The following is a 22,019-nucleotide window of genomic DNA, read 5'->3' as shown; positions in this document are numbered from 1 at the left end:
GCGGCACCACCGTCATCCTTGCTACCCTGCCCGTCTCTTCAATTGTTTCCGGCCGGATCACGCCATGCGATCCACCCGATATTGCCCCGACGTTAGGTGTTCAAACTTGTGCGAGGATGAAGGCGGGCCCCGTTTTCAGAAACCCTGCAACCAACTCCCCCGAACCCGCCGGACCGACGCCGGTTTACTTGAAGAGCTGAAGGATGTTTTGCGCGTTGGCATTGGCGATCGAGAGCGCCTGGATGCCGAGCTGCTGCTGTGTCTGCAGAGCCTTCAGCCTGGTCGATTCCTCATTCATATCCGCATCCACGAGACGGCCGATACCCTTGTCGATCACGTCCATCAGGCTCGAGACGAAGTTTTCCTGCATGTTGATACGGCTCTGTAGTGAGCCGAGACTGGAGGCCGTACTGGTCATGGCTTCGAGCTGCTTGTCGACAAAACTCATCATCACATCGATGGCGTCGGAAGCGGTGTAGTTCGTGGTGCCACCGGAAAAACCGCTCATGGCTGCCGCCACGACATCGAGATTGTCGAGATCGAGCGTGGAGACGGAAAGACCGAGGGATCTGGCAACGGAGGTCGGCGCACCGGTCGTGTCATAGAACCAATCGTTGCTGCCCGTGTCCCGATAGGCCGCCGCGACGGTGGTGGTGCCGCTCGAAGGGTTGGTCGCCGTCACCTTGACCCAGGTATTCTCGGACAAACGAAGATAATTCACCGTTCCATTGCTGTAGACGCTCGGGTCGGCATTCGTATCCGGCGTCGCCGCATTCAGCGTGCCGATTTCCGCGTCCGTCAATTTCTTGACGACGTAGCCCGCATTGGTAGTCACGCCGGCAGTCGTCGATGTTTGGGTGATCTGTTGTTCCGTCTTCGCGACAAAAACGGCGCTCTTGTCAAGAATACCGAGTTTTCCGCCGCTGAGGTCGAAAAGCACGGCACTGCCGTCCAGCACATAGTCAACCGTGGTGACACCGACATTACCCGAACCGGTGCGCGTGAAGGACGCGACGACCTTTTTGGTGATGGGTTCTACAACCGGCGGCGTTCCACCATTGCTGATGCTGGCCTGCAGCCAGTTCTCGCCGGAGAAGGAGGCAGATTCCGACGTGCTCTTCAGCTGTTCCTGAAGCTGCTTGATTTCGTCCTGGATCTTGCCGCGGTCAGCCCCGACGCCATAGGCGGCGACAAGCTTTTCCTTGATTTTCTTGACGACCTCGATCGAGTTCGCAAGGGCGTCATAGGCCGTATCGACCTTGGCGGCGCCCAGTCCCAATGCATCCTGCACGGCCGAGAGCGCTGCATTGTCGGAGCGCATGGTTGTGGAGATAGACCAGTAGGCAGCATTATCCGCCGCCGTTTCGACACGGTAGCCGGACGACACACGCGCCTGCGTCGTCTCGAGATTCTTGTCGATCATGCGCAAGGTTTGCAGCGCGGCCATCGCCGCCGCATTGGTCAAAATGCTGGTCATTGGGTCCACCCAATTGGTACTGTCAGGAAAAATCCGGCGCTGCGCCGAAAACGAGCAGAGGCATCATGCGCATCAGCGATGGTAAAAAGAGCCACCGCGACCTGCCGTTCGTTAACAAATCGTTAATTCGATAGGTACCAAACAACAACGCTGATTTGCAAGGCGTTCCTTGCCTTCACAGGCCGGTTTTGCATAAACCGGCACGCTTCAGGCAAGGTCGGGTGAAAAAGTGCCCGAATGAAGCCATTGCGCCCGCGAATTCGGAAGGCGCAATGGATAATATATGAAAATGTCCGCTGGACTGGTTCAGGCCGCTTCGCCCTGGCGGGCCGGCACGAATCGGGCAGCCGTCAGGCTCTGACGGAGAAACTCGGTGTTCTCGTCCGGATTTTCCGAAGGGTTCTGAAACGAAACATGATTGATCTCGACCGCAGCATGCTCGTTGGCCAGAATCAATTGCGCATAAACCGTGGCGCCGTGCGGTTTCAGTTCGAGATCGAGCACGATCTCCGGCGCCCCTTCCCATTCGAGCCTGTATTCGCCACCGGCACCGAAATTGATCGTGCCCGGATGATAATAAAGCTCCGCGGCCGACGAGACGAGGTCGGCAATGCTGCCGTAGCACTCGAATCTGAGCAATGAAATCAGGTCGGCCGGATCGAGCAGGCGCAGTTCGGTGGCGATCGGGTTGATCGCCTCTGCGACGATCATTTCCCGCTTTTCAGAATAGGCGGATTTTTTCATTGGTTTTATTGAACCCGTATTTTCGATGACTTCATGGCGTAAACCCGATGAACGAGCTCAGCCACAGCCTTGTAAAAAGCTGGTGGAATCACACTATCGATCGAGACTTGCGCAAACATGGAGCGTGCGAGCGGCGGATCTTCAAAAACGGGGATATTATTTTTTTCCGCAATCTCGCGGATTTTCAATGCGATAAGGTCCTGACCCTTGGCAACGACGACAGGCGCGTCGCCTTCTTCGCGAACGTAACGCAACGCCACTGCAAAGTGTGTCGGGTTGGCAATCACCAGTGTCGCGCGCGGCACATTGTCGATCATGCGGCGGCGGGCGCGGTCACGGGCGACCGAACGCTGGCGGGCTTTGACCACCGGGTCGCCCTGCGATTGCTTGTATTCTTCCTTCACCTCATGCTTCGTCATTTTCAGCTGGCTGAACCAGTGGTGGCGCGTCCACAAAAGGTCGACGGCGGCAAGCAGCGCGGTCGAAAAGAGAATCACGACCATCATCTTTTTGGTAATCTCGACAACCCTGACGAAAATGACCTGCGGGTCGGAGAACATCAGGTCGATGAGACTGTAGAAATCGCCGCGCAAAGACAGGAACATGATGATCGAAACGATCAAGATCTTGAACAGCGATTTGCCGAATTCCACAAATCCCTGCTTGCTGTAGATGCGGCCGAACCCCTTTGCGGGCGAGATGCGCGACCATTGCGGACGCACCCTCTCAAGCACCGGCGACGGCAGGTTCTGGAAAAACGAGGAGGCAAGGCCGAAGACGATGAACATGATCATGGCCGGCATGAGCAGATATGCCATGGACGTGCCGAGGAAATAAAGCAGCGACAGGGCGTCCGGCCTGGTGCTGAGGTTCCATTGTTCGGGCTGGCCGAACAGGTCCTTCAGCGTTACGCCGAGGCGACCGGCGCTGTCAGGCAAAAAGAAAACCAGATAGCAGTAAAAGGCGAGCGACGAAGCAAAGATCGGCACCTCGCGGGAAAAGGGAAGATTGCCCTTTTCCGCCGCATCACGGAGTTTTTTCTCCGTTGGGTCTTCTGTTTTACTGTCCTTGTCCTGATCGTCTGCCAAGGCACGTTCCCGGGATAAAAAAAGGCCCGCCGATCGCGGCAGGCCGCCATCCCGAAACTAGCGCCCGAGACCGGCCATCGCAATGGCCGGCATCACCTGTAAGGCGGGTTATCAACCGGCTTCCGCTCAGGCTGCTGCGGATTGTTCCTCAGTGGACGCTTCCTTCAGCTGAATCTGGCCAGAATTGGCAAGCCGGATCGCTTCCTGCGCCACGGCGCGGCGTGCAATCGCCACTTCGCGGGTGTTGATGGAAGCCTGCGGCACGGCGAGGTCCGATTCGATCATGCGGCGCTGGCGCGGGCTGATGCTGGACAGCACACATTCCTTGATTTCCATGGTTGCGCCACGCAGCGCCATGGTGAGAACGTCCGCCGAGACATCGTTGAGCAGCAGGACGCGGCTGCGCTGCGGCATGAACATGAGATCGTCGAAGAGGAAGATCTTCGGCTTGACCTTGTTGGCAGCTTCCTTGCTGAGCGTTTCGAGCGAGCTGAGCAGCGTATCGACCTGCGGCTTTTCCATTTCGTTCATCAGGTCGGCAACCTTCGTGGAACCGCCCGCATTGCGCTCTGCTTCGATCTCGTTGATGAGGTTGACCACACGCTTCTCGATGATCTGGGCAGCCGTGGGGCTGACTTCCTTCATGTTCACCGTGCGGTTCATGATATCGGCGCGCTGCTCTTCGGGAATGGTCAGAAGGACCTTGGCACCGAAGGACGAGGGCAGCATGGAGAGGATATAGGCGATGGTCTGCGGATGCTCGCGCAGCAGGAACTTGCCGACGAATTCCGGCTCCGCTTCCTGCAGGCGATCCCAGATCGACGCTTCATAGGCCTGGAAGGCTGCACGACGGCCGAGAAGGCTGTCCACCTCCTCCGGTGTCAGGCCCTCTTCGAGAATGCTTTCGATCGCCTTGGCATTGTCCATCAGACCCGTTCCTTCCGTGAACAGGTCTTCGAACTCCGCCACGATCTGGGCGAGTTCGTCAGGGGGAATGACACGCAGCGTCTGGGCCGAGGAAATGATCATCTGCAATTCGTGCTGCGTGAAAAATTTCAGCAGCTTGCCGGCGACGCCCTTGCCCATGGCAAGAAGCACCGCGGCCGCCTTGTCGGCCTGAGACAACGGCTTCCCTGCCAGCGGGTTACCGAAATCCTCGAAGTCCATCATGGTCTTTCCTCTCCGTCCCCACAGGGATCAGGCTTTTCTCGTACTCATTACTTCAATCAATTTTACGCCGAAGCGCGTATCGTCGTCTTCAAGTACCGTTATTTCACCGCGCGCAATACGGCGGCCATTCACCATGATCTCGACCGGTTCACCGATCTTGCGGTCAAGCGCGATCGTTGCACCCTCTTCAAGGCTCATCAGCCCCGAGACGAGCATGCGGCTGGTGCCGAGAACGATCTGGACATCGATCGGGATATCCATGATCAGGTCCATATTGTCGGACAGGCCGCTGCCGAGCGGCGCCTTGATGCCCGCGACCTGTGGGGTGGCCGCGAAATCGTTCATCGCAAAATCGCCCGCTCCGCCACCGAAGGCGGAAAGGTCGCTGTCGGCGGAAGCGTCGTCAACGCTCCCGAAATCCCCGAAGTCGCCAAAGTCGGACAGCGAACCTTCCGCATCCGTCTTGAGGACGCCACGCAGATCGCCGATAGCCTGGTCGAGCTCACCGCCATCTTCAAGCGACGGCAGCGCCATATCATCGGTCACAGGTGTTTTCTTCGTAGCCATGCGCTGATTATTCCCTTTGAAACTTGCGTCAGCCTGCCCAGAACCCAAAAAAGGTGGACAGGTTTTAACCCATCAGATGTCGCAAGATCTCGTCGTCCGTGCTGACATTGTTCTTTACCCGAACCATGTAGCGGTCGCCGGACTTGCCGAATTCACAATTATAGAGCTTGGAGCCGTTGGCGCTGACCTCGACGCCGATGTCGTCCTGCTTCAGATCCTGAAACGGAATGACGTCGCCGGCTACCAGCCTGGAGATCGTCCGCAGGGTCAAGGTTTCGAGCTTGATGCGCGCCTCGAGCGTTACCTGCGATCTCTTCACCTGCTCCGAGATCAAATCCACCCATTCCGCCTGCTTCTTCAGCGCCTGGGCTGAAGCCTTGGGAGCGGCGATGGAGGTCTTGAGCAGGGGCCGCTGCGGCACGATCAGCGCGAATTCCGAAGAAACCTTGCCGATGGCGATCTTCATGCGGACTGTCACGCCGTAGAGGCCGGCGATCATCTCCTCGAACGCGCTTTTTCCATTGGCCGTAAAGGGCGGGTCGATCGTCGCCTCGAAACCGCCCGGTGCGTTGACGCCCGACCGCAGGACACCCCCGATGCGCCCGAGAACCATGGCCGCCAGGTCGAGTTCGATGTGGGACAGGCTGCGCTCGTCCGGCTCGCCGATGGTGTCGGCTGCGGCGCCCAGCATGCGCTCCATGAGCGCGATGACGAAGCCGTTGCCGACCGCCATCATGAAATTGGGGCACCAGTTGCGCAGAGAACAATCCGCAACCGAGAAATTGCCGCCGATATTGGCGATGAGATCGGTCATCAGCCCCGATTCGGAGCCGATATATTCGACGTCTATCGCAATGCCGGTCTCGCTGTGAAAGATATCAGGCAGGAATTCGCTGTAGAGATGGCCGATATCGGCACCGACCTTCGCGATTGTCTTGCGGTCGGAAAGCCCGCCCGTAAGTTTCGCGAGCAGCGACGTGTCGATGACGGGTGCTCTTTGCTGTGCAGCTTTAGCCATGGTCATGCCGCCTTGTTTTCGCCGCCGGGGTTCATCATCTCCTGTTCGACGGCGTCGATGGACGGACGCTCGTAATTGGAGATGGTCTTGCGCCCGTATTCAAGCGCGACCTGCGGCACCGAGCCGTTCATATAGGCGATCAGCGTCTGCTTGACGATGATGTAGAGGCGGTGCTGCTTGGTGCGGACGATCTTGACCTGCGAAGCGAGCGGGTTGCAGATCGAATAGGACAGGATGATGCCGAGCATGGTGCCCACCAGTGCGGCGCCAATGAGGCCGCCCAGCACTTCCGGTGATTCGTTGATCTTGCCCATGGCCTTGATGACGCCGAGAACCGCCGCGACGATACCGATGGCGGGGAAGGAATCGCCCATGGTGGTGATCGCGTGGTAAGGTTTCAGCTTGTCGTGCAGGATGGTCTCGATTTCCTCGTCCATCAGCGCTTCGATTTCGTGGCTGCGCGCGTTGCCGATGATGATGAGGCGGACGTAGTCGCAGATGAACGACGTCAGCTCCTTGTTCTTCAGCACCGAGGGTGCGCTCTGGAAGATCGAGGATTCTTCCGGATTGTCGATATGCGCCTCGATCTCGTTGCGCGATTTCGTGCGCAGGTCGCGCATCAGCGAATAAAGTACGCCGAGTACGTCGAGATAGTTGCGCTCCTTCGGGACCGAGTGCTTGAAGGCCTCGCCGAGCGCCTTGCCCGAATCCTTCACGACCTTCATCGGGTTCGCCATGATGAAGCCGCCGAGGCCGGCACCGCCGATAATCAACAATTCGAACGGCTGAACCAGCACGTCCAGATGGCCGCCCATCGCCATGTAGCCGCCGATGATGCAGCCGAAGGTGATTATAAGTCCAATTACAATATTCATTGATCGACCACGCCCGAACAGTGTTCCATGCCGCCATCTCTAGAAAATGTGGCTTGCGTGAACCTGTCCGCGAGGCCTCGTTCCCTCACCGCCGCAGCCAGTTTCGCACAAGCAACATCCGGCATTATCCCGACAAAGGCGGACGTGCGCCTTGGTATCGGGATCAAACGAGAGCGGCGGTTCAGTGACTTCCACCTACACCAGCTACAGACTGATCAGTCAGGACATCGGCAAATCGCTTGAGCGTGTGTCGAAGCAACCCGACGTGGCGCGTGAAACCGAATATTACCGGTCGAAGATCGCCAGCGTGAAATCCGTCGACGATTTCATGGCCGATACCCGTCTTTACAATTATGCGCTGAAAGCCAACGGCCTCGAAGACATGGCCTATGCGAAAGCCTTCATCCGCAAGGTGCTGACCGAAGGCACGGCCGACAAGAACGCCTTCGCCAACAAGCTTTCCGACAGCCGCTATTCGGACCTTGCGAAATCGCTCGACTTTGCAAGTCTCGGTGCAGCGGCAACTGCAACCGAAGCGGCCCAGTCCGGCATCATCAGCAAATACACCCGCCAGACGCTGGAGCAGGAGGCGGGCGGCGACAATAACGGTGTGCGGCTTGCTCTTTATTTCGAGCGCAAGGCACCAACGATCAAATCGGGTCTCGATTTTCTGGCCGACGACGCGCTCGCGCAGGTGTTCCGCACCGCCTACAACCTGCCTGACGAAATTGCGGCAGGAAGCGTCGAAAAACAGGCCGCGCTCATCGAAAAATCCATCAATATCAAGGATCTGCAAAATCCTGAAAAGGTCGGCAAGCTGCTCGAGCGTTTCACCATCATGTGGGAAATGCAAAATCCCTCGACGACCTATGATCCTCTGGCCGTTTTCGGCTCCTCCAGCGGCTACGGCATTTCCCCCGACCTGCTGATCTCCATCAACTCCCTGAAACTCGGAGGCAAATGATATGCAATCCGGACTATACGTCGCCCTTTCCTCGCAGATTGCGCTGGAGCGTCGTCTCACCACCATTTCCGACAATATGGCGAATGCGAACACGGTGGGTTTCCGCGGTTCCGAAGTGAAATTCGACGAAATGGTCGCCAAGAACCACAATGACATGAATGCCAAGGTGGCGTTCGTATCGCAGGGTAACGACTATCTCTCCACCCGTCAGGGCGCTTTCGAACAGACTGGCAATAGTTTCGATTTCGCCATCAAGGGCGATGCCTGGTTCGCGATGGACACACCCGACGGCCAGATCCTGAGCCGCGACGGGCGTTTCACCATGCGTCCGGACGGCGCGCTCATCTCCTCAAGCGGTTATCCGGTTCTCGACGCCGGCGGCGGTCCCATCCAGCTCAATGCGAATGGTGGCCCGATCACCGTCAGTCTCGATGGTGCTATCAGGCAGAACGACAACATCGTCGCCACGCTCGGTATCTTCCAGGCGGATTTCTCGAAAGGCTTCCTGCGCCATCCCAATAGTGGCGTGAAGCCCGTGGCCCCGCCGACGCCGGTCGTCAACAATCACGAGGTCGGCGTCGTTCAGGGTTATCTCGAGCAGTCGAACGTCAACGGCATTTCCCAGATGACGCAGCTCATCCAGGTCAACCGGGCCTTCGAGAGCATTTCGTCGCTGATGCGCGATACCGAATCCACTTTCGGCGATGCCATCAAGACGCTTGGCGGCGCACGTTAAGGAACTGAGCGATGACAATGCCGGAATCCACGCTCACGGTCGAGGCGATTTCACCGAAGCTCGCCCAGCTGGCCAGCCTTGCAGGGCACTATGCCGATCCGGAGTTTTCGGTGGCGCCGGGCGGCCATGTCCGCACCATCGCCGCCGGACACTACACGGTTTCCGGCCTGTCGCGGCATGTGAGGCTGGGCGAGTTCGTCGCCCATCGCAGCGCGACCGGCATCCATCTCGGCGAAGTCGTGCGCGTGGAACCCGATATCTGCTACGTCTGCCCCATTGAACCGGGCGAGCCGATTGGCATTCACGACACCGTCATCCGCAAGGGTGCCTTCCGCGTTGCGCCTGACGACAGCTGGTGCGGCCGCACCATCAATGCGCTTGGCGAACCCATCGATGGCAAGGGTCCGCTTGCATCAGGCACGGAGCGCCGTCCGATTTCCAGCAATGCACCGCCGTCGATGACGCGCAAGCGGGTGGAGACGCCCTTCAAGACCGGTGTCCGGGCAATCGATATTTTCTCGCCTCTCTGCCTTGGCCAGCGTCTCGGCATTTTTGCGGGCTCAGGCGTGGGCAAATCCACGCTCCTATCGATGCTTGCCAAGGCCGATGCCTTCGACAAGGTCGTCATCGGGCTTGTCGGCGAGCGCGGTCGCGAAGTGCGCGAGTTCATCGAGGATACGATGGGCGAGAATATGGGCAAGTCCGTCGCCGTTGTCGCGACCAGCGACGAAAGCCCGATGCTGCGCAAGATGGCGCCTCTTTCGGCCGTCACCATTGCCGAATATTTCCGTGACAGGGGCGACAACGTCCTTCTTATCATCGACAGCGTGACCCGTTTTGCCCATGCGATCCGCGAAGTAGCGGTCGCTTCGGGTGAACCGCCGGTGGCACGCGGCTATCCGGCCTCGGTCTTCACCGAATTGCCGCGCCTTCTTGAGCGGGCGGGACCCGGCGCCGAAGGCAGCGGTACCATCACCGCCATCGTCTCCATTCTGGTCGACGGCGATAACCACAACGATCCGATTGCCGATTCGACCCGCGGTATTCTCGACGGCCACATCGTGCTGGATCGCAGCCTTGCAGAAGAAGGCCGCTATCCTCCGATCAATCCTCTGGCCTCGATCTCGCGTCTCGCCAAGAAGGCATGGACACCGGATCAGGAAAAGCTGGTGTCGCGTCTGAAAGCGCTGGTGCACCGTTTTGAGGAAACGCGGGATCTGCGCCTCATTGGCGGTTATCGACCCGGCACCGATCCCGATCTCGACATGGCGGTGAAACAGGTTCCGATCATCTATGAAACGCTGAAACAGCTTCCGAATGAACCGGCGGCGCAGGACGCCTACGCCGATCTGGCGACTGCGTTGCGCGGAGGAGTGCAAAATAATCAGCCACAGGTAAACCCGAGAATGAGAGGCTGACCCGTGAAAAAGAAACAGATCGACAAGATCGACGATAACGACCTCGAGAACGTACAGCCGCAGCCTCCCTTCTTCACGCCCGACCGTATTCTGGCGTGGACGGGAATAGGACTTGCCGCCGCCGCCGCATTTTTCCCCTGGTACGTGTTCTTCAACGAGGACAAGTTTGGAATGAGGGTGGCAGACGGCGACCGCACGCGCGACCTGCCCCATACCGGTCCGCGTGAAGTCTTCAGCGTTTCGCCCCTCGCCATGACCAATCGCAACAAGGAAGACGTGCCAGCGCCCGGCGAATTGCCGGACATGCTGACGACGGCGACGGTCAGCGAAAAGGGTAAGGAAAAGCAGAACAATCTCGCCGCAGGGCTTGAAGACCAGCCCTTCCCCGGCCAGACCTCGTTCCGCCTGCTGCATGTCTCCAACGGCCGCGCCCTGATCGAGGACGGATCGGGCATGTATATGGTGCGGGTGGGCTCCACATTGCCCGACAATGCGCGCCTGACCAAAATCGAGCAGCGCGACGGCGAGTGGATGATAGAGACCTCTTCCGGTAAAACCTATCATCCCGAGAAGTAGTCAGACCGGCACTCTGCTGAAGTTTGCTGCCGTCGCCGGATCCAGTCCGGCAGGACGGAGACGTCTTCGCAATTCACTATTCGATCCAAGGGCGTGCCGCATTTGCCGGCGCGCCATTTTTGTTTTCCCAATCGCCTCCGGGATCAGATTCTCCAGTGCTTCCGCACCTCCGCCCCTCCCCGCAAGTCTGACGCAAGATTAGCACCGTAGGTTCGGGCCATACGAGATGGAGAAGTCTATGCAACCGATTCAACTGTTCGATCTGGCCTCCCGCCAAGCGGAATGGCTGAGCGTGCGGCAGGAAGTCGTGGCGACCAACATCGCCAACGCCAACACACCCAAGTTTCACGCCAAGGATGTCAGTCCTTTCGAAGCGGTCATGCAGGCCACCAGCCAGCAGGTCGGCATGGCGAAGACCCATCCCGCCCATTTCGGTGCGAGCGAGCTCAGCGAAAATATCGCGGTGCGCGACAACCCGATCAATAACGAGATCGGCATGCAGGAGTCCGGCAATTCGGTCGCGCTTGCTGAGGAAATGACCAAGACCGGCGAGATCAAGCGGCAATACGACCTGAACGCCAATCTCGTCAAATCCTTCCATCGCATGATGCTGATGACGGTAAAGAGGTAAACCATGGATCCCTTGAGTGCGGCGAGCAAGATCGCGGGCAGCGGCCTGGAAGTGCAGTCCACCCGACTGCGCATCGTTTCGGAAAACATTGCCAACGCAAGATCGACCGGCGACACGCCCGGCGCCGACCCCTATCGCCGCAAGACCGTAACATTCGGCTCCGAGCTTGACCGCGTGAGCGGCGTGCAGCGCGTGACGGTAAAGAAGCTTGGCGTCGACCGTGGCGATTTCGTCCACGAATACGACCCCGGCAATCCGGCCGCCGACACCAGCGGCATGGTCAAGATGCCGAACGTCAACGTCCTGATCGAAATGGCGGATATGCGCGAAGCCAACCGCAGCTACGACGCCAACCTTCAGGTCATCCGCCAGACACGCGACCTCGTCGCCTCCACCATCGACCTTCTGAAAGCATCGCAATGATCGACGGCATCAAACAACTCGGTTCCCTCTCGCTCACGCGTGGCACGAGCAACGTCTCTTCGCTGACCGACAGCATTTTCGGCAGCCAGCAGACGACGCCCGCCCAGCAGACAGGCGCAAGCTTCGCAAGCGTTCTCGGCAATATGTCGACGGATGCAATGAACAACCTGAAGAAGGCGGAAGTGGCCTCCTTCGAAGGTATTCAGGGCAAGGCAAACACACGCGAAGTGGTCGATGCCGTGCTTTCGGCCGAGCAGTCGCTGCAAACGGCCATCGCGTTCCGCGACAAGATCGTGTCGGCCTATCTCGACATTACCAAGATGCAGATCTAGAGCGCGTCCGGTTTGAAGCCAATCGTTGGCCGCGCTCTAGGCCTTTGTTTTTAAGCACTTTCCGGACCTAGAACCGCTCTGCGCTTCTACTGGAAATGCTCTAGCCCCGCAGGAAAAATGACATGAGAGCTCTTGCCATCGCTGCCACCGGTATGGACGCCCAGCAGACCAATCTGGAAGTCATTGCCAACAACATCGCCAACATCAACACCACCGGCTACAAGCGCGCGCGTGCAGAGTTTACCGATCTTCTGTACCAGACCGAGCGCATGCAGGGTGTGCCGAACCGCGCCAACCAGGCGATCGTGCCTGAGGGAGCCAATATCGGCCTCGGCGTGCAGACTTCCGCGGTGCGCAACATCCACACCCAGGGCAACCTGATCGAAACCGGCAACAAGCTCGACGTGGCAATCATCGGCCAGGGCTGGTTTCAGATCGAGGCGGCCGACGGTTCGACGCTCTACAGCCGCGCCGGCGCCTTCAACAAGAATGCTGACGGCAACCTCGTGACGGTTGATGGCTACAATGTCATCCCGAACATCAATATCCCGACCGACGCGCAGGACATCACCATCACCCGCACGGGTCAGGTGACCGCCCGCATCGGCAACGCTGCGGATTTCACTGAACTCGGCCAGTTGACCATCGCCAACTTTGCCAACGAGGCGGGCCTGAAGCCGCTCGGCGACAACCTTTTTTCCCAGACGCCGGCCTCCGGCGCCGCCGTTATCGGCGTGCCTGATGATCCGAGCTACGGCTACATCAAGCAATCCTACCTCGAAGGCTCGAACGTCGATGCCGTCAAGGAAATCACCGACCTCATCACGGCGCAGCGCGCCTACGAGATGAATTCCAAGGTCATCACCACCGCTGACGAAATGGCTTCGATTGTCAGCAAGAACCTGAAGTAAGAACGGAAAGGCAGGCGGACATGAGGTTTGGCCGGAAACATAGCAGCTGCAGAACGGCACTCGTCCGTATGTGCCTTGCGTCTGCCTTTTCACTGGGTGCCATGGCACCCGCTTTTGCACAGGCACCGACGGCGCTGGTTCCTACTCGGACGATCTATCCGGGCGAGACGATCACACCCGAACAGGTGAAGCCGGTGGAAGTGACCAACCCCAACATTTCCGCTGGTTACGCGAGCGATATCAGCGAAGTGGAAGGCATGATCTCCAAGCAGACATTGCTTCCCGGCCGCACAATCCCCATTGCAGCGCTTCGTGAACCGTCACTTGTGGTGCGCGGCACGAGCGTCAAACTCGTTTTCCACATCGGCAACATGACGCTGATGGCGTCCGGAACGCCCATGAGCGACGGCTCGCTCGGCGAGGTCGTAAGGGTACGCAACATCGATTCCGGCGTGATGGTCAGCGGTACCGTCATGAAGGACGGAACCATTCAGGTTATGGCGAAATGAAAGTGCTTCGTATCCTCTGTGCGGCTCTGGTCATTTCGGCCCTGCCCTTCCTCTCGACGCCGCCCGCCCAGGCAGACACGTCCCGTATCAAGGATATCGCATCCCTGCAGGCCGGACGCGACAACCAACTGATCGGATATGGTCTCGTCGTGGGCCTACAGGGTACCGGCGACAGCCTGCGCTCTTCACCCTTCACCGAACAGTCCATGCGCGCCATGCTGCAGAACCTCGGCATCACCACGCAGGGCGGCCAGTCCAACGCCAAGAACATCGCCGCCGTGATGGTGACGGCCAACCTGCCGCCATTCGCCAGCCCCGGCAGCCGTGTAGACGTGACGGTCAGCTCGCTCGGCGACGCCTCCTCGCTTCGCGGCGGCAACCTCATCATGACATCGCTTTCCGGTGCAGACGGGCAGATCTATGCGGTCGCGCAGGGAGCACTGATCGTCAACGGCTTTTCGGCCCAGGGCGACGCAGCGACATTGACGCAGGGCGTCACGACTTCGGCGCGCGTGCCGAACGGCGCGATCATCGAGCGGGAACTGCCGTCGAAATTCAAGGATTCCGTCAATCTGGTCCTTCAGTTGCGCAATCCCGATTTTTCGACCGCGGTGCGCGTCGCCGATGTCGTTAACGCCTTTGCCCGCGCCCGTTACGGCGATGGCATCGCCGAACCGCGCGATTCGCAGGAAATCTCGGTGCAGAAGCCCCGTACCGCCGACCTGACCCGGCTGATGGCGGAAATCGAAAACCTGACGGTCCAGACGGACACGCCGGCGAAAGTCGTGATCAACGAGCGCACGGGCACGATCGTCATCGGCGCGGATGTACGCATTTCCCGCGTGGCGGTGAGCTATGGAACGCTGACCGTGCAGGTGACGGAATCGCCGCAGGTCATCCAGCCAGCGCCCTTCTCGCGCGGCGAGACGGCGGTGCAACCGCAGACGGATATCATGGCACTGCAGGAAGGCAGCAAAGTCGCCATCGTCGAAGGCCCTGACCTTCGCACGCTGGTTGCCGGTCTCAACAGCATCGGGCTTAAGGCGGACGGCATCATCGCCATTCTGCAAGGCATCAAATCCGCCGGCGCCCTTCAGGCGGAGCTCGTGCTGCAATGATGGAACTTCAGAAGAAAACTGCTTTCAGGAATGGCTTTACCCGGTTCGCGGCCGTTGCCTCGCTGCTTTTCCTGCTGCCCGCCGCAGGCGCCGAAAGCCAGCAGAACGTGGTGTCCGAACTCAGCACGCAGGATGAAATCCAGAAATTCTGCACCAATATTGCCGACGCGGCCCGCGACCAGCGTTATCTCATGCAGAAGCAGGAGCTGGAAAAGCTTCAGGCTGACGTCAACGAGCGCATTTCCGCGTTGCAAGACCGCAAGGCGGAATATGAGGACTGGCTGGCACGCCGCAATCATTTCCTCGAGCAGGCGAAAAGCAATCTGGTCGATATCTACAAGACGATGAAGGCGGATGCCGCAGCACCGCAGCTCGAAAAGATGCATGTGGAAATCGCGGCTGCCATCATCATGCAGCTTCCGCCGCGCCAATCGGGCCTCATCCTCAGTGAAATGGATGCTCAGAAAGCCGCAATCGTCGCCGGCATCATGTCGCAGGCAATCGACAAAAACACTTCGAAGGATCCTTCATGACCCCGCGTCTTCCGGCCCTCCTCCTGCCGCTTGCCCTGCTTGCCGGCTGCCAGAACAACCAGACCCTGAAGGAAATTGGCAACGCTCCCGCGATGAGCCCGATCGGCAGCGGCCTGCAATTTAGCCAGACGCCGCAGATGGGCATGTATCCGAAGCAGCCGAAGCACATGGCGAGCGGCTATTCGTTGTGGAGCGACAGCCAGGGTGCGCTGTTCAAGGATCTACGTGCGCTTAACATCGGCGACATCCTGACCGTCAACATCCAGATCAACGACAAGGCCGATTTCGACAACGAAACCGAGCGCAACCGCACCAATTCCAGCGGCCTGAACTGGAAGGCAAAGGCGGAAATCTTAGGTTGGACGCCGGAGGCAGATTCCAACATCAAATACGGCTCCGACACAGACACCCAGGCCAAGGGCAAGACCAAGCGTTCCGAAAAGCTGACGCTGATGGTGGCGGCCGTGGTGACCGGCATTCTCGAAAACGGCAACCTCATCATCAGCGGTTCGCAGGAAGTGCGCGTGAATCACGAAATCCGCATCCTCAACGTCGGCGGTATCGTCAGGCCGCAGGATGTCGATGCGCAGAACATGATCTCCTACGAGCGCATCGCCGAGGCGCGCATCTCCTACGGTGGTCGCGGCCGCCTGACGGAAGTGCAGCAACCCCCGGTCGGTCAGCAGGTCGTCGACCTGTTCTCGCCGCTCTGACGCCGACATGCGAAAGCGGGACTGACCAATGGAAAACGAACAGACTGAGGGCAAGAAAAAATCCTCGCCGATGGTCATGACCATCGCTGGCGTTGCAATCCTCACCCTGCTGGGTGCGGGCGGCGGCTGGTTCGTGGGCGGCATGGTCGCCCCGAAGATCGCCGGCGCCGAGGCGCATGCCCCGGCTGCCGCCGGTGAACATGGCGAGAAGAAGGGCGAGGGTATCGATAAAATCCCGGCCGAGGCGAACGGTATCGTCCAGCTCGATCCCATCACCACCAACCTTGCATACCCTTCTACGAACTGGGTGCGGCTCGAAGTGGCGCTGATGTTCAAGGGTCCGGTCGAGGTCAATCTCGCGGAGGATATCCACCAGGATATCATGGCCTACGTCCGCACCGTTTCCCTTCAGCAGCTGGAAGGGCCGCGCGGCTTTCAATATCTTAAGGATGACATTCAGGAACGAGTTGACCTGCGCTCTCAAGGGCGCGTATCCAAGGTCATGTTCCGGACCTTTGTCATCGAATGATTCGATTTCTTGTTACCATCGCTGTTCTTCTGGCTTTGCCGGGCCTTGCCAACGCCCAGCAATTTCCGACCGATCTGTTCAATACGCAGATAGACGGATCCGTCGCCGCATGGATCATCCGCACCTTCGGCCTTTTGACGGTCTTGTCAGTCGCGCCCGGCATCCTGATCATGGTCACGAGCTTTCCGCGCTTCGTGATCGCCTTTTCGATCCTGCGCTCCGGCATGGGGCTTGCATCGACCCCGTCGAACATGATCCTCTTGTCGATGGCGATGTTCATGACCTTCTACGTCATGTCGCCGACCTTCGATAAAGCCTGGACGGACGGCGTGCAGCCGTTGTTGCAGAACCAGATCAACGAACAGCAGGCCATTGGGCGCATCGCCGAACCCTTCCGTACCTTCATGAACGCCAATACGCGCGACAAGGATCTGAAGCTGTTCGTCGATATCGCCCGCGAGCGCGGACAGGTCGTGATGACCGACAATGTGGTCGACTACCGCGTGCTCGTTCCGGCCTTCATGCTTTCGGAAATCCGGCGCGGTTTCGAGATCGGTTTCCTGATCATCCTGCCGTTTCTGGTCATCGATCTCATCGTCGCCACCATCACCATGGCCATGGGTATGATGATGCTGCCACCCACCTCGATTTCCCTGCCGTTCAAGATCCTTTTTTTCGTGCTGATCGACGGCTGGAACCTGCTGGTCGGCAGCCTTGTGAGATCGTTCAACTGACGGCAATTGTGCCGAAATAATCTTCGTTAATCCTGTTTGTTAACCCCGCAGCCCCACGGCTGCGGGGTTTTCGCGTTTTAACCCTTTGGTTACCGTTTTTGCTAGGGGTCGGATAACTATAATTTTAAATTAAAAACTTACCAATTAAATATACTTCGCAGTAACCATAAGTATTTTCTAGTATTTCTTAATGCTCAAATTAACAATTGGGCAATTCTTTGCTGCCAAATTCTCCCTACACACAGCGGGTTTGGTTTCCAGAGACAAGTAATTCGGAACCGAGTGGCATGAAGCCGAAACGTTGTGACCGGTAATACAAAGTCCGGAATGTCCCCAACTCCAGTATCTCGTAAAAACAAGGGACAAAATACTATGGCAAGCATTCTCACCAACGCCTCCTCTATGGCTGCTCTCCAGACGCTGCGTTCGATCGGCAACAACATGGAGACCACGCAGGGCCGTATCTCGACCGGCCTGAAGGTAGGCTCCGCCTCCGACAACGCCGCTTACTGGTCCATCGCGACCACGATGCGTTCGGACGCTTCGGCGCTCTCCACCGTTTCTGACGCACTCGGCATCGGCGCAGCCAAGGTCGACACCGCGTACTCCGGCATGGAAGCGACGATCAAGGTCGTTCAGGAAATCAAGGACAAGCTGATCCTTGCCCAGGACCCGACCGCCGACAAGAAGAAGATCCAGAAGGAAATCGGCCAGCTCCAGAAGCAGCTGACGTCCATCGCCGACTCCGCAACCTTCAACGGTGAAAACTGGCTGAAGACGAAAGCATCCAACGATGGCGCAGCATTCGCTGCCGGTACTGACGATGCGGCTATTGCCAACCTGAAGAAGCAGGTTGTTGCTTCCTTCACCCGTGACTCCGCTGGCGCCGTCAAGGTTCAGCGCGTCGATCTGCAGCTCAGCGGCTCGAACGTTCTGTTCGATACCGGCGCTGTAACAGACGGCAAGGGTACGGGCATCCTCGACAAGGCAGCTGTCGCAGACGGCGTTAAGCAGTCGGTTTCGAACCTCGATATTTCCGACCTGAGCATCTACAAGGGCGCTGCTGCCACCATGCTCGGCACTGCCGCTGCAACGGACAACGACATCCTCGACAAGCTCATCACCCACGTTGACAAGCAGCTTGAAACCCTCAACAGCGCTGCTGCCGATCTGGGCGCGGTCTCCAACCGCATCTCGATGCAGGGTGACTTCGTTTCCAAGCTGACGGCAACGATGGAAAAGGGTATCGGCCGTCTGGTTGACGCCGACATGAACGAAGAATCGACCCGCCTCAAGGCTCTGCAGACACAGCAGCAGCTGGCAATCCAGGCTCTGTCGATCGCCAACAGCGACTCGCAGAACATCCTGTCGCTCTTCCGTTAATCGGACCGAAAATTACAAAAGTCGAGCCGCGCCCGAAAGGGCGCGGTTTTGCATTTGTGGAGTGCTCCGCAAACGGGAAGATTTCGTTTACCATCCTTGCTTTGAAAGCATTTACCACGATTTGAGCGAAGCGCCGGGAGCGCCCTGAAATTAGGGAATTGGAAAGCACCGGCTGTCAGATTTTGGGCATGGACAAGCGGATAGCCGCTGGCCTGAATGACACTAAACGCAGGATCGCAAGCGGAGGCTGACCGTCTTGCAATTGCGTGAAACAGGCAAACGTGACGGAGGCTGACCCAAGCGTATTGCCCTTCTATCAAAGCCGCATCCGGAAACGGGTGCGGCTTTATTATTTTTTTAAACATTTCAGGTTACGCGCGCATGCGCGCGAAGATTGCATAATAAAATCTCAGCGTGTGCATTTTTTTGCGACCCTTAGCTCTTCATTAACCATATGGAGGTTAGCTAGAGCCATCGAAACGGCGAGCTAACCATTAAAAATCAGCAGGTTAGCAGGCATGATGCTGTGCGCTGTTCCCGGTGAGACCGGAATGTCCCTTCTTTAATCAGCCATTCAAGGGGCAAATTTACTATGACGAGCATTCTCACTAACGTAGCAGCTATGTCTGCACTCCAGACCCTGCGCTCCATCGGCCAGAACATGGAAACGACGCAGGACCGCGTTTCCTCCGGCCAGCGCGTCGGCGAAGCTTCCGACAACGCCGCTTACTGGTCGATCGCGACCACGATGCGTTCGGACAACGGTGCGCTTTCTGCTGTTCAGGACGCCCTCGGCCTCGGTGCCGCCAAGGTTGATACCGCCTATTCCGGTATGGAATCGTCCATCGACGTCGTCAAGGAAATCAAGAACAAGCTGGTTGCCGCCCGCGAACCCGGCGTCGACAAGTCGAAGATCCAGGAAGAAATCAAGCAGCTGCAGGACCAGCTGAAGTCGATCTCGAGCTCCTCGTCCTTCTCCGGTGAAAACTGGCTGCAGGCAACCGTCAGCAACGGCGCTGGCGAACTGAAGAACGTCACCAAGCAGATCGTTGGTTCCTTCATTCGCGATGCCGCCGGTAACGTTTCCGTAAAGACCGTCAACGTTGACCTGAGCCGTAACACGGTGCTGTTCGACACGTCTTCGGGCGCTGCAAAGGACAAGCAGGGCGTCCTCGACTCCTACGCCTATTTTTCTTCCACGGGCAGCTACAAGCTGTTCGAAATCACCAATGACTCGGACGGCGTAGGCGCCGCACAGCCGGTGACTAAGGTTGCAGCAGCCAAGGTTTACACCGAAGCTCAGCTGAAGGGCCTGAAGGAAGCAACTGCCGGCACCGCCGTCACCTTCACCACCGCCGCCGCAACGGGTATCGTCACGATCGCTAACGCCGATACGACCACTCCGAACGTCAACGGCACATACTTCAATCTTGGCAACGACCAGTACGTCAAAATCAACACGACTGCGCCGACAGCTCCGGCAACCAAGACCAACATTGCCGTCGGCCTCGACGGCACCACCAAGATCTACCTGGAAGAAGGCGCTGACGCCCAGCTCGCAACGCAGCTCACCTACTCCCTGACGTCTCTGGACATCACCAAGGACCTGACCGGCACGTTCAAGAACAGCGACGGCTCGGCAGTCTCGGAAAACCAGTACCTCGACGCCATGGTTTCCTTCGTTGACAAGCAGCTCCAGAGCATGACATCGGCAGCAGCCGACCTCGGCTCGGTCAAGATGCGCATCGAATTGCAGGAAAACTTCGTCAACAAGCTGACCGACTCGCTCGACAAGGGCATCGGTCGACTGGTCGACGCTGAAATGAACGAAGAATCCACCAAGCTGAAGGCTCTTCAGACCCAGCAGCAGCTGGCTGTTCAGGCCCTGTCGATCGCCAACAACGACTCGCAGAGCATCCTGTCGCTCTTCCGTTAATCGGAAAAGACATCGCCAGAAAATCGAGCCGCATCCGAAAGGGTGCGGCTTTTTCTGTCATGGTTAAGAGAAATTATTATTTCCTAATTTTTATTAACGACAGTTTAGGCTTTGTTAACCATTCGGGCCCTAAAACCTAGCCATCGAAACGATTGGTTAACCAAGACGAAAAAGAGGTTAACAGGCATCAAGCCGCGCGATCGTTACCGGCGGCAATCCGGAATGTCCCTTTTCATTTCAGCCAATCAAGGGGCAAATAATTATGACCAGCATTTTGACGAACGTCGCGGCAATGGCCGCCCTTCAGACCCTCCGCGCAATCGGCAGCGACATGGAAGAAACGCAGTCGCGTGTCTCCTCCGGCCTGCGCGTCAAAACCGCCTCCGACAACGCCGCCTACTGGTCTATCGCGACCACCATGCGTTCGGATAACGGTGCTCTTTCCGCTGTTCAGGACGCCCTCGGCCTCGGCGCCGCAAAGGTCGATACAGCCTATTCCGCCATGGAAACCACTGTCGATGTCGTTAAGGAAATCAGCAAGAAGCTGGTTGCCGCCCGCGAGGCCGGCGTTGACAAGGCAAAGATCCAGGAAGAAATCCGTCAGCTCCAGGACCAGCTGAAAAGCATCGGCGAATCCGCCTCCTTCTCCGGCGAAAACTGGCTTAAGGGCAAGATCAGCGACGCATCCGGCAACCTCACCCCGATAACGAAGCAGATCGTCGGCTCCTTCATCCGTGACGGCGCGGGCAATGTTGCAGTCAAGACGATCAACGTTCAGGTCGACAACAAGACTGCCCTTTTCGATACCTCGACCGGTGCGGCGAAAAACGGTATCCTCGATAGCGCCGCCCATTATTCCGATACAGGCTCCCTGCGCAATTTCGAGATCACCACGACCACACCCGCAGGTGTTGCCACAAACACGCCCTCTACCGCAAAGGTGTTCACGCAATCCCAGCTTCTGGGTTTCCCCTCGGGGACGACGACCACAGTTTCTGCTCCAGACGCAGTAACCGGCCTCGTAACCGTTGCTGCGGCGACAACCGCACGAAACAACGGCACCTACTTCAAGATCGGCGAAAACGCAGCGGGTGAAGCCCTCTACGTAAAAGCCAACAATACCGCGCCGACGCCTGCAGGCACCACTGTAACGGCAATCGGAACCGGCGGTTCGTCCAATAACAATATTTACCTCGAAACCGCCGCCGCAGATTCCCAGATGGCACAGAAGCTCGGCTACTCGCTGATCGATCTCGACATCACCAAGGATCTCAGCGGTTTGCTGGACGCCAAGGGCCAGCCGCTGACGGACAATGACGGCCTCGACAACATGATCCAGTTCGTCAACACCAAGCTGGAATCGCTGATCAGCGCGAGCGCCGATCTCGGCTCCATCAAGATGCGCCTCGATCTGCAGGAAGATTTCGTCAACAAGCTCACAGACTCCATCGACAAGGGCGTCGGACGTCTCGTTGATGCCGACATGAACGAAGAGTCCACCAAGCTAAAGGCTCTGCAGACCCAGCAGCAGCTGGCAATCCAGTCGCTCTCCATCGCCAATACCAGCTCCGAGAATATCCTGTCGCTATTCCGCCAGTAAGCGGCGCCCGTTGGCTACGGGCGGTTTCGTCCCG

24 protein-coding genes are annotated in these 22,019 nt (G+C 58.1%); 17 read left to right on the top strand and 7 right to left on the bottom strand.

Annotated features, from left to right (window positions below):
- Positions 1 to 184: 184 nt before the first annotated feature.
- The 7 genes from CRP02_RS13825 to motA form a co-directional block, all read right to left on the bottom strand.
- Positions 185 to 1,477, bottom strand: a complete 1,293-nt coding sequence (locus CRP02_RS13825; RefSeq protein WP_019564305.1) for a flagellin — start codon at positions 1,475 to 1,477, stop codon at positions 185 to 187.
- Between the two features lie 306 nt (positions 1,478 to 1,783).
- Complete coding sequence (locus tag CRP02_RS13815; protein ID WP_097101511.1) at positions 1,784 to 2,221, bottom strand: hypothetical protein; 438 nt, start codon at positions 2,219 to 2,221, stop codon at positions 1,784 to 1,786.
- A 5-nt stretch (positions 2,222 to 2,226) separates the two neighbouring features.
- Positions 2,227 to 3,309 carry a flagellar biosynthesis protein FlhB gene (gene flhB / locus CRP02_RS13810; protein ID WP_097171497.1) on the bottom strand — a complete coding sequence of 361 codons (1,083 nt, stop codon included), beginning with the start codon at positions 3,307 to 3,309 and terminating at the stop codon, positions 2,227 to 2,229.
- A 126-nt stretch (positions 3,310 to 3,435) separates the two neighbouring features.
- Complete coding sequence (gene fliG, locus CRP02_RS13805; protein WP_003515095.1) at positions 3,436 to 4,479, bottom strand: flagellar motor switch protein FliG; 1,044 nt, start codon at positions 4,477 to 4,479, stop codon at positions 3,436 to 3,438.
- 27 nt (positions 4,480 to 4,506) lie between these two features.
- Complete coding sequence (gene fliN, locus CRP02_RS13800) at positions 4,507 to 5,046, bottom strand: flagellar motor switch protein FliN (RefSeq protein WP_003515093.1); 540 nt, start codon at positions 5,044 to 5,046, stop codon at positions 4,507 to 4,509.
- A gap of 64 nt (positions 5,047 to 5,110) precedes the next feature.
- Entirely contained in the window at positions 5,111 to 6,070 is a 960-nt protein-coding gene (locus tag CRP02_RS13795) for a FliM/FliN family flagellar motor switch protein (protein ID WP_179784019.1), read from the bottom strand.
- Positions 6,067 to 6,939 (bottom strand): flagellar motor stator protein MotA, encoded by an 873-nt coding sequence (gene motA / locus CRP02_RS13790; RefSeq protein WP_003515090.1) that lies wholly within the window; start codon positions 6,937 to 6,939, stop codon positions 6,067 to 6,069. The genes CRP02_RS13795 and motA overlap by 4 nt, the downstream gene beginning before the upstream one ends.
- Before the next feature lie 184 nt (positions 6,940 to 7,123).
- Between motA and CRP02_RS13785 the strand changes: the two genes are divergently transcribed.
- The 17 genes from CRP02_RS13785 to CRP02_RS13700 all read left to right on the top strand — a co-directional run bounded on the left by CRP02_RS13785 (position 7,124) and on the right by CRP02_RS13700 (position 21,985).
- Positions 7,124 to 7,903: a DUF1217 domain-containing protein gene (locus tag CRP02_RS13785; protein ID WP_097171496.1), complete on the top strand. Its 780-nt coding sequence runs from the start codon at positions 7,124 to 7,126 to the stop codon at positions 7,901 to 7,903.
- Between the two features lies 1 nt (position 7,904).
- Positions 7,905 to 8,639 carry a flagellar basal-body rod protein FlgF gene (flgF, locus tag CRP02_RS13780; RefSeq protein WP_003515085.1) on the top strand — a complete coding sequence of 245 codons (735 nt, stop codon included), beginning with the start codon at positions 7,905 to 7,907 and terminating at the stop codon, positions 8,637 to 8,639.
- A gap of 11 nt (positions 8,640 to 8,650) precedes the next feature.
- Positions 8,651 to 10,057 (top strand): flagellar protein export ATPase FliI, encoded by a 1,407-nt coding sequence (fliI, locus tag CRP02_RS13775; RefSeq protein WP_003515084.1) that lies wholly within the window; start codon positions 8,651 to 8,653, stop codon positions 10,055 to 10,057.
- 3 nt (positions 10,058 to 10,060) lie between these two features.
- Positions 10,061 to 10,633: a hypothetical protein gene (locus CRP02_RS13770; RefSeq protein ID WP_097171495.1), complete on the top strand. Its 573-nt coding sequence runs from the start codon at positions 10,061 to 10,063 to the stop codon at positions 10,631 to 10,633.
- 238 nt (positions 10,634 to 10,871) lie between these two features.
- Positions 10,872 to 11,264, top strand: coding sequence for a flagellar basal body rod protein FlgB (gene flgB / locus CRP02_RS13765; protein ID WP_097171494.1), 393 nt, complete (start codon positions 10,872 to 10,874; stop codon positions 11,262 to 11,264).
- 3 nt (positions 11,265 to 11,267) lie between these two features.
- Positions 11,268 to 11,687, top strand: a complete 420-nt coding sequence (gene flgC / locus CRP02_RS13760; RefSeq protein ID WP_003515081.1) for a flagellar basal body rod protein FlgC — start codon at positions 11,268 to 11,270, stop codon at positions 11,685 to 11,687.
- A complete protein-coding gene (locus CRP02_RS13755) occupies positions 11,684 to 12,019 on the top strand; it encodes a flagellar hook-basal body complex protein FliE (RefSeq protein ID WP_003515080.1) in 336 nt (111 codons plus the stop codon). The genes flgC and CRP02_RS13755 overlap by 4 nt, the downstream gene beginning before the upstream one ends.
- 122 nt (positions 12,020 to 12,141) lie before the next feature.
- Entirely contained in the window at positions 12,142 to 12,930 is a 789-nt protein-coding gene (gene flgG / locus CRP02_RS13750) for a flagellar basal-body rod protein FlgG (protein WP_003515079.1), read from the top strand.
- A gap of 20 nt (positions 12,931 to 12,950) precedes the next feature.
- Positions 12,951 to 13,439 (top strand): flagellar basal body P-ring formation chaperone FlgA, encoded by a 489-nt coding sequence (flgA, locus tag CRP02_RS13745; protein WP_013635474.1) that lies wholly within the window; start codon positions 12,951 to 12,953, stop codon positions 13,437 to 13,439.
- On the top strand, positions 13,436 to 14,557 hold the full coding sequence (locus CRP02_RS13740) for a flagellar basal body P-ring protein FlgI (protein WP_013635473.1): 1,122 nt from the start codon (positions 13,436 to 13,438) through the stop codon (positions 14,555 to 14,557). Before flgA ends, CRP02_RS13740 begins: the two co-directional genes overlap by 4 nt.
- Positions 14,554 to 15,090, top strand: coding sequence for a MotE family protein (locus CRP02_RS13735; protein WP_013635472.1), 537 nt, complete (start codon positions 14,554 to 14,556; stop codon positions 15,088 to 15,090). The genes CRP02_RS13740 and CRP02_RS13735 overlap by 4 nt, the downstream gene beginning before the upstream one ends.
- Positions 15,087 to 15,803 (top strand): flagellar basal body L-ring protein FlgH, encoded by a 717-nt coding sequence (gene flgH / locus CRP02_RS13730; RefSeq protein WP_003515062.1) that lies wholly within the window; start codon positions 15,087 to 15,089, stop codon positions 15,801 to 15,803. The genes CRP02_RS13735 and flgH overlap by 4 nt, the downstream gene beginning before the upstream one ends.
- 28 nt (positions 15,804 to 15,831) lie before the next feature.
- Positions 15,832 to 16,332 (top strand): flagellar basal body-associated FliL family protein, encoded by a 501-nt coding sequence (locus tag CRP02_RS13725; protein WP_013635471.1) that lies wholly within the window; start codon positions 15,832 to 15,834, stop codon positions 16,330 to 16,332.
- The gene (fliP, locus tag CRP02_RS13720; RefSeq protein WP_003515060.1) at positions 16,329 to 17,066 is read left to right on the top strand and encodes a flagellar type III secretion system pore protein FliP; all 738 of its coding nucleotides are present in this window, start codon (positions 16,329 to 16,331) and stop codon (positions 17,064 to 17,066) included. Before CRP02_RS13725 ends, fliP begins: the two co-directional genes overlap by 4 nt.
- Positions 17,067 to 17,438: 372 nt before the next feature.
- Positions 17,439 to 18,449, top strand: coding sequence for a flagellin (locus CRP02_RS13715; RefSeq protein ID WP_097171493.1), 1,011 nt, complete (start codon positions 17,439 to 17,441; stop codon positions 18,447 to 18,449).
- Between the two features lie 592 nt (positions 18,450 to 19,041).
- On the top strand, positions 19,042 to 20,385 hold the full coding sequence (locus tag CRP02_RS13705; protein WP_097101503.1) for a flagellin: 1,344 nt from the start codon (positions 19,042 to 19,044) through the stop codon (positions 20,383 to 20,385).
- 262 nt (positions 20,386 to 20,647) lie between these two features.
- Positions 20,648 to 21,985 carry a flagellin gene (locus CRP02_RS13700; protein ID WP_038489820.1) on the top strand — a complete coding sequence of 446 codons (1,338 nt, stop codon included), beginning with the start codon at positions 20,648 to 20,650 and terminating at the stop codon, positions 21,983 to 21,985.
- Positions 21,986 to 22,019 lie beyond the last annotated feature (34 nt).

Source organism: Rhizobium sp. AN5, from assembly GCF_900215255.1.
Lineage (GTDB): Bacteria > Pseudomonadota > Alphaproteobacteria > Rhizobiales > Rhizobiaceae > Agrobacterium > Agrobacterium tumefaciens.
The sequence above is the reverse complement of the archived record's forward strand: the minus strand, read 5'-3'. Positions and strand labels throughout refer to the sequence as shown.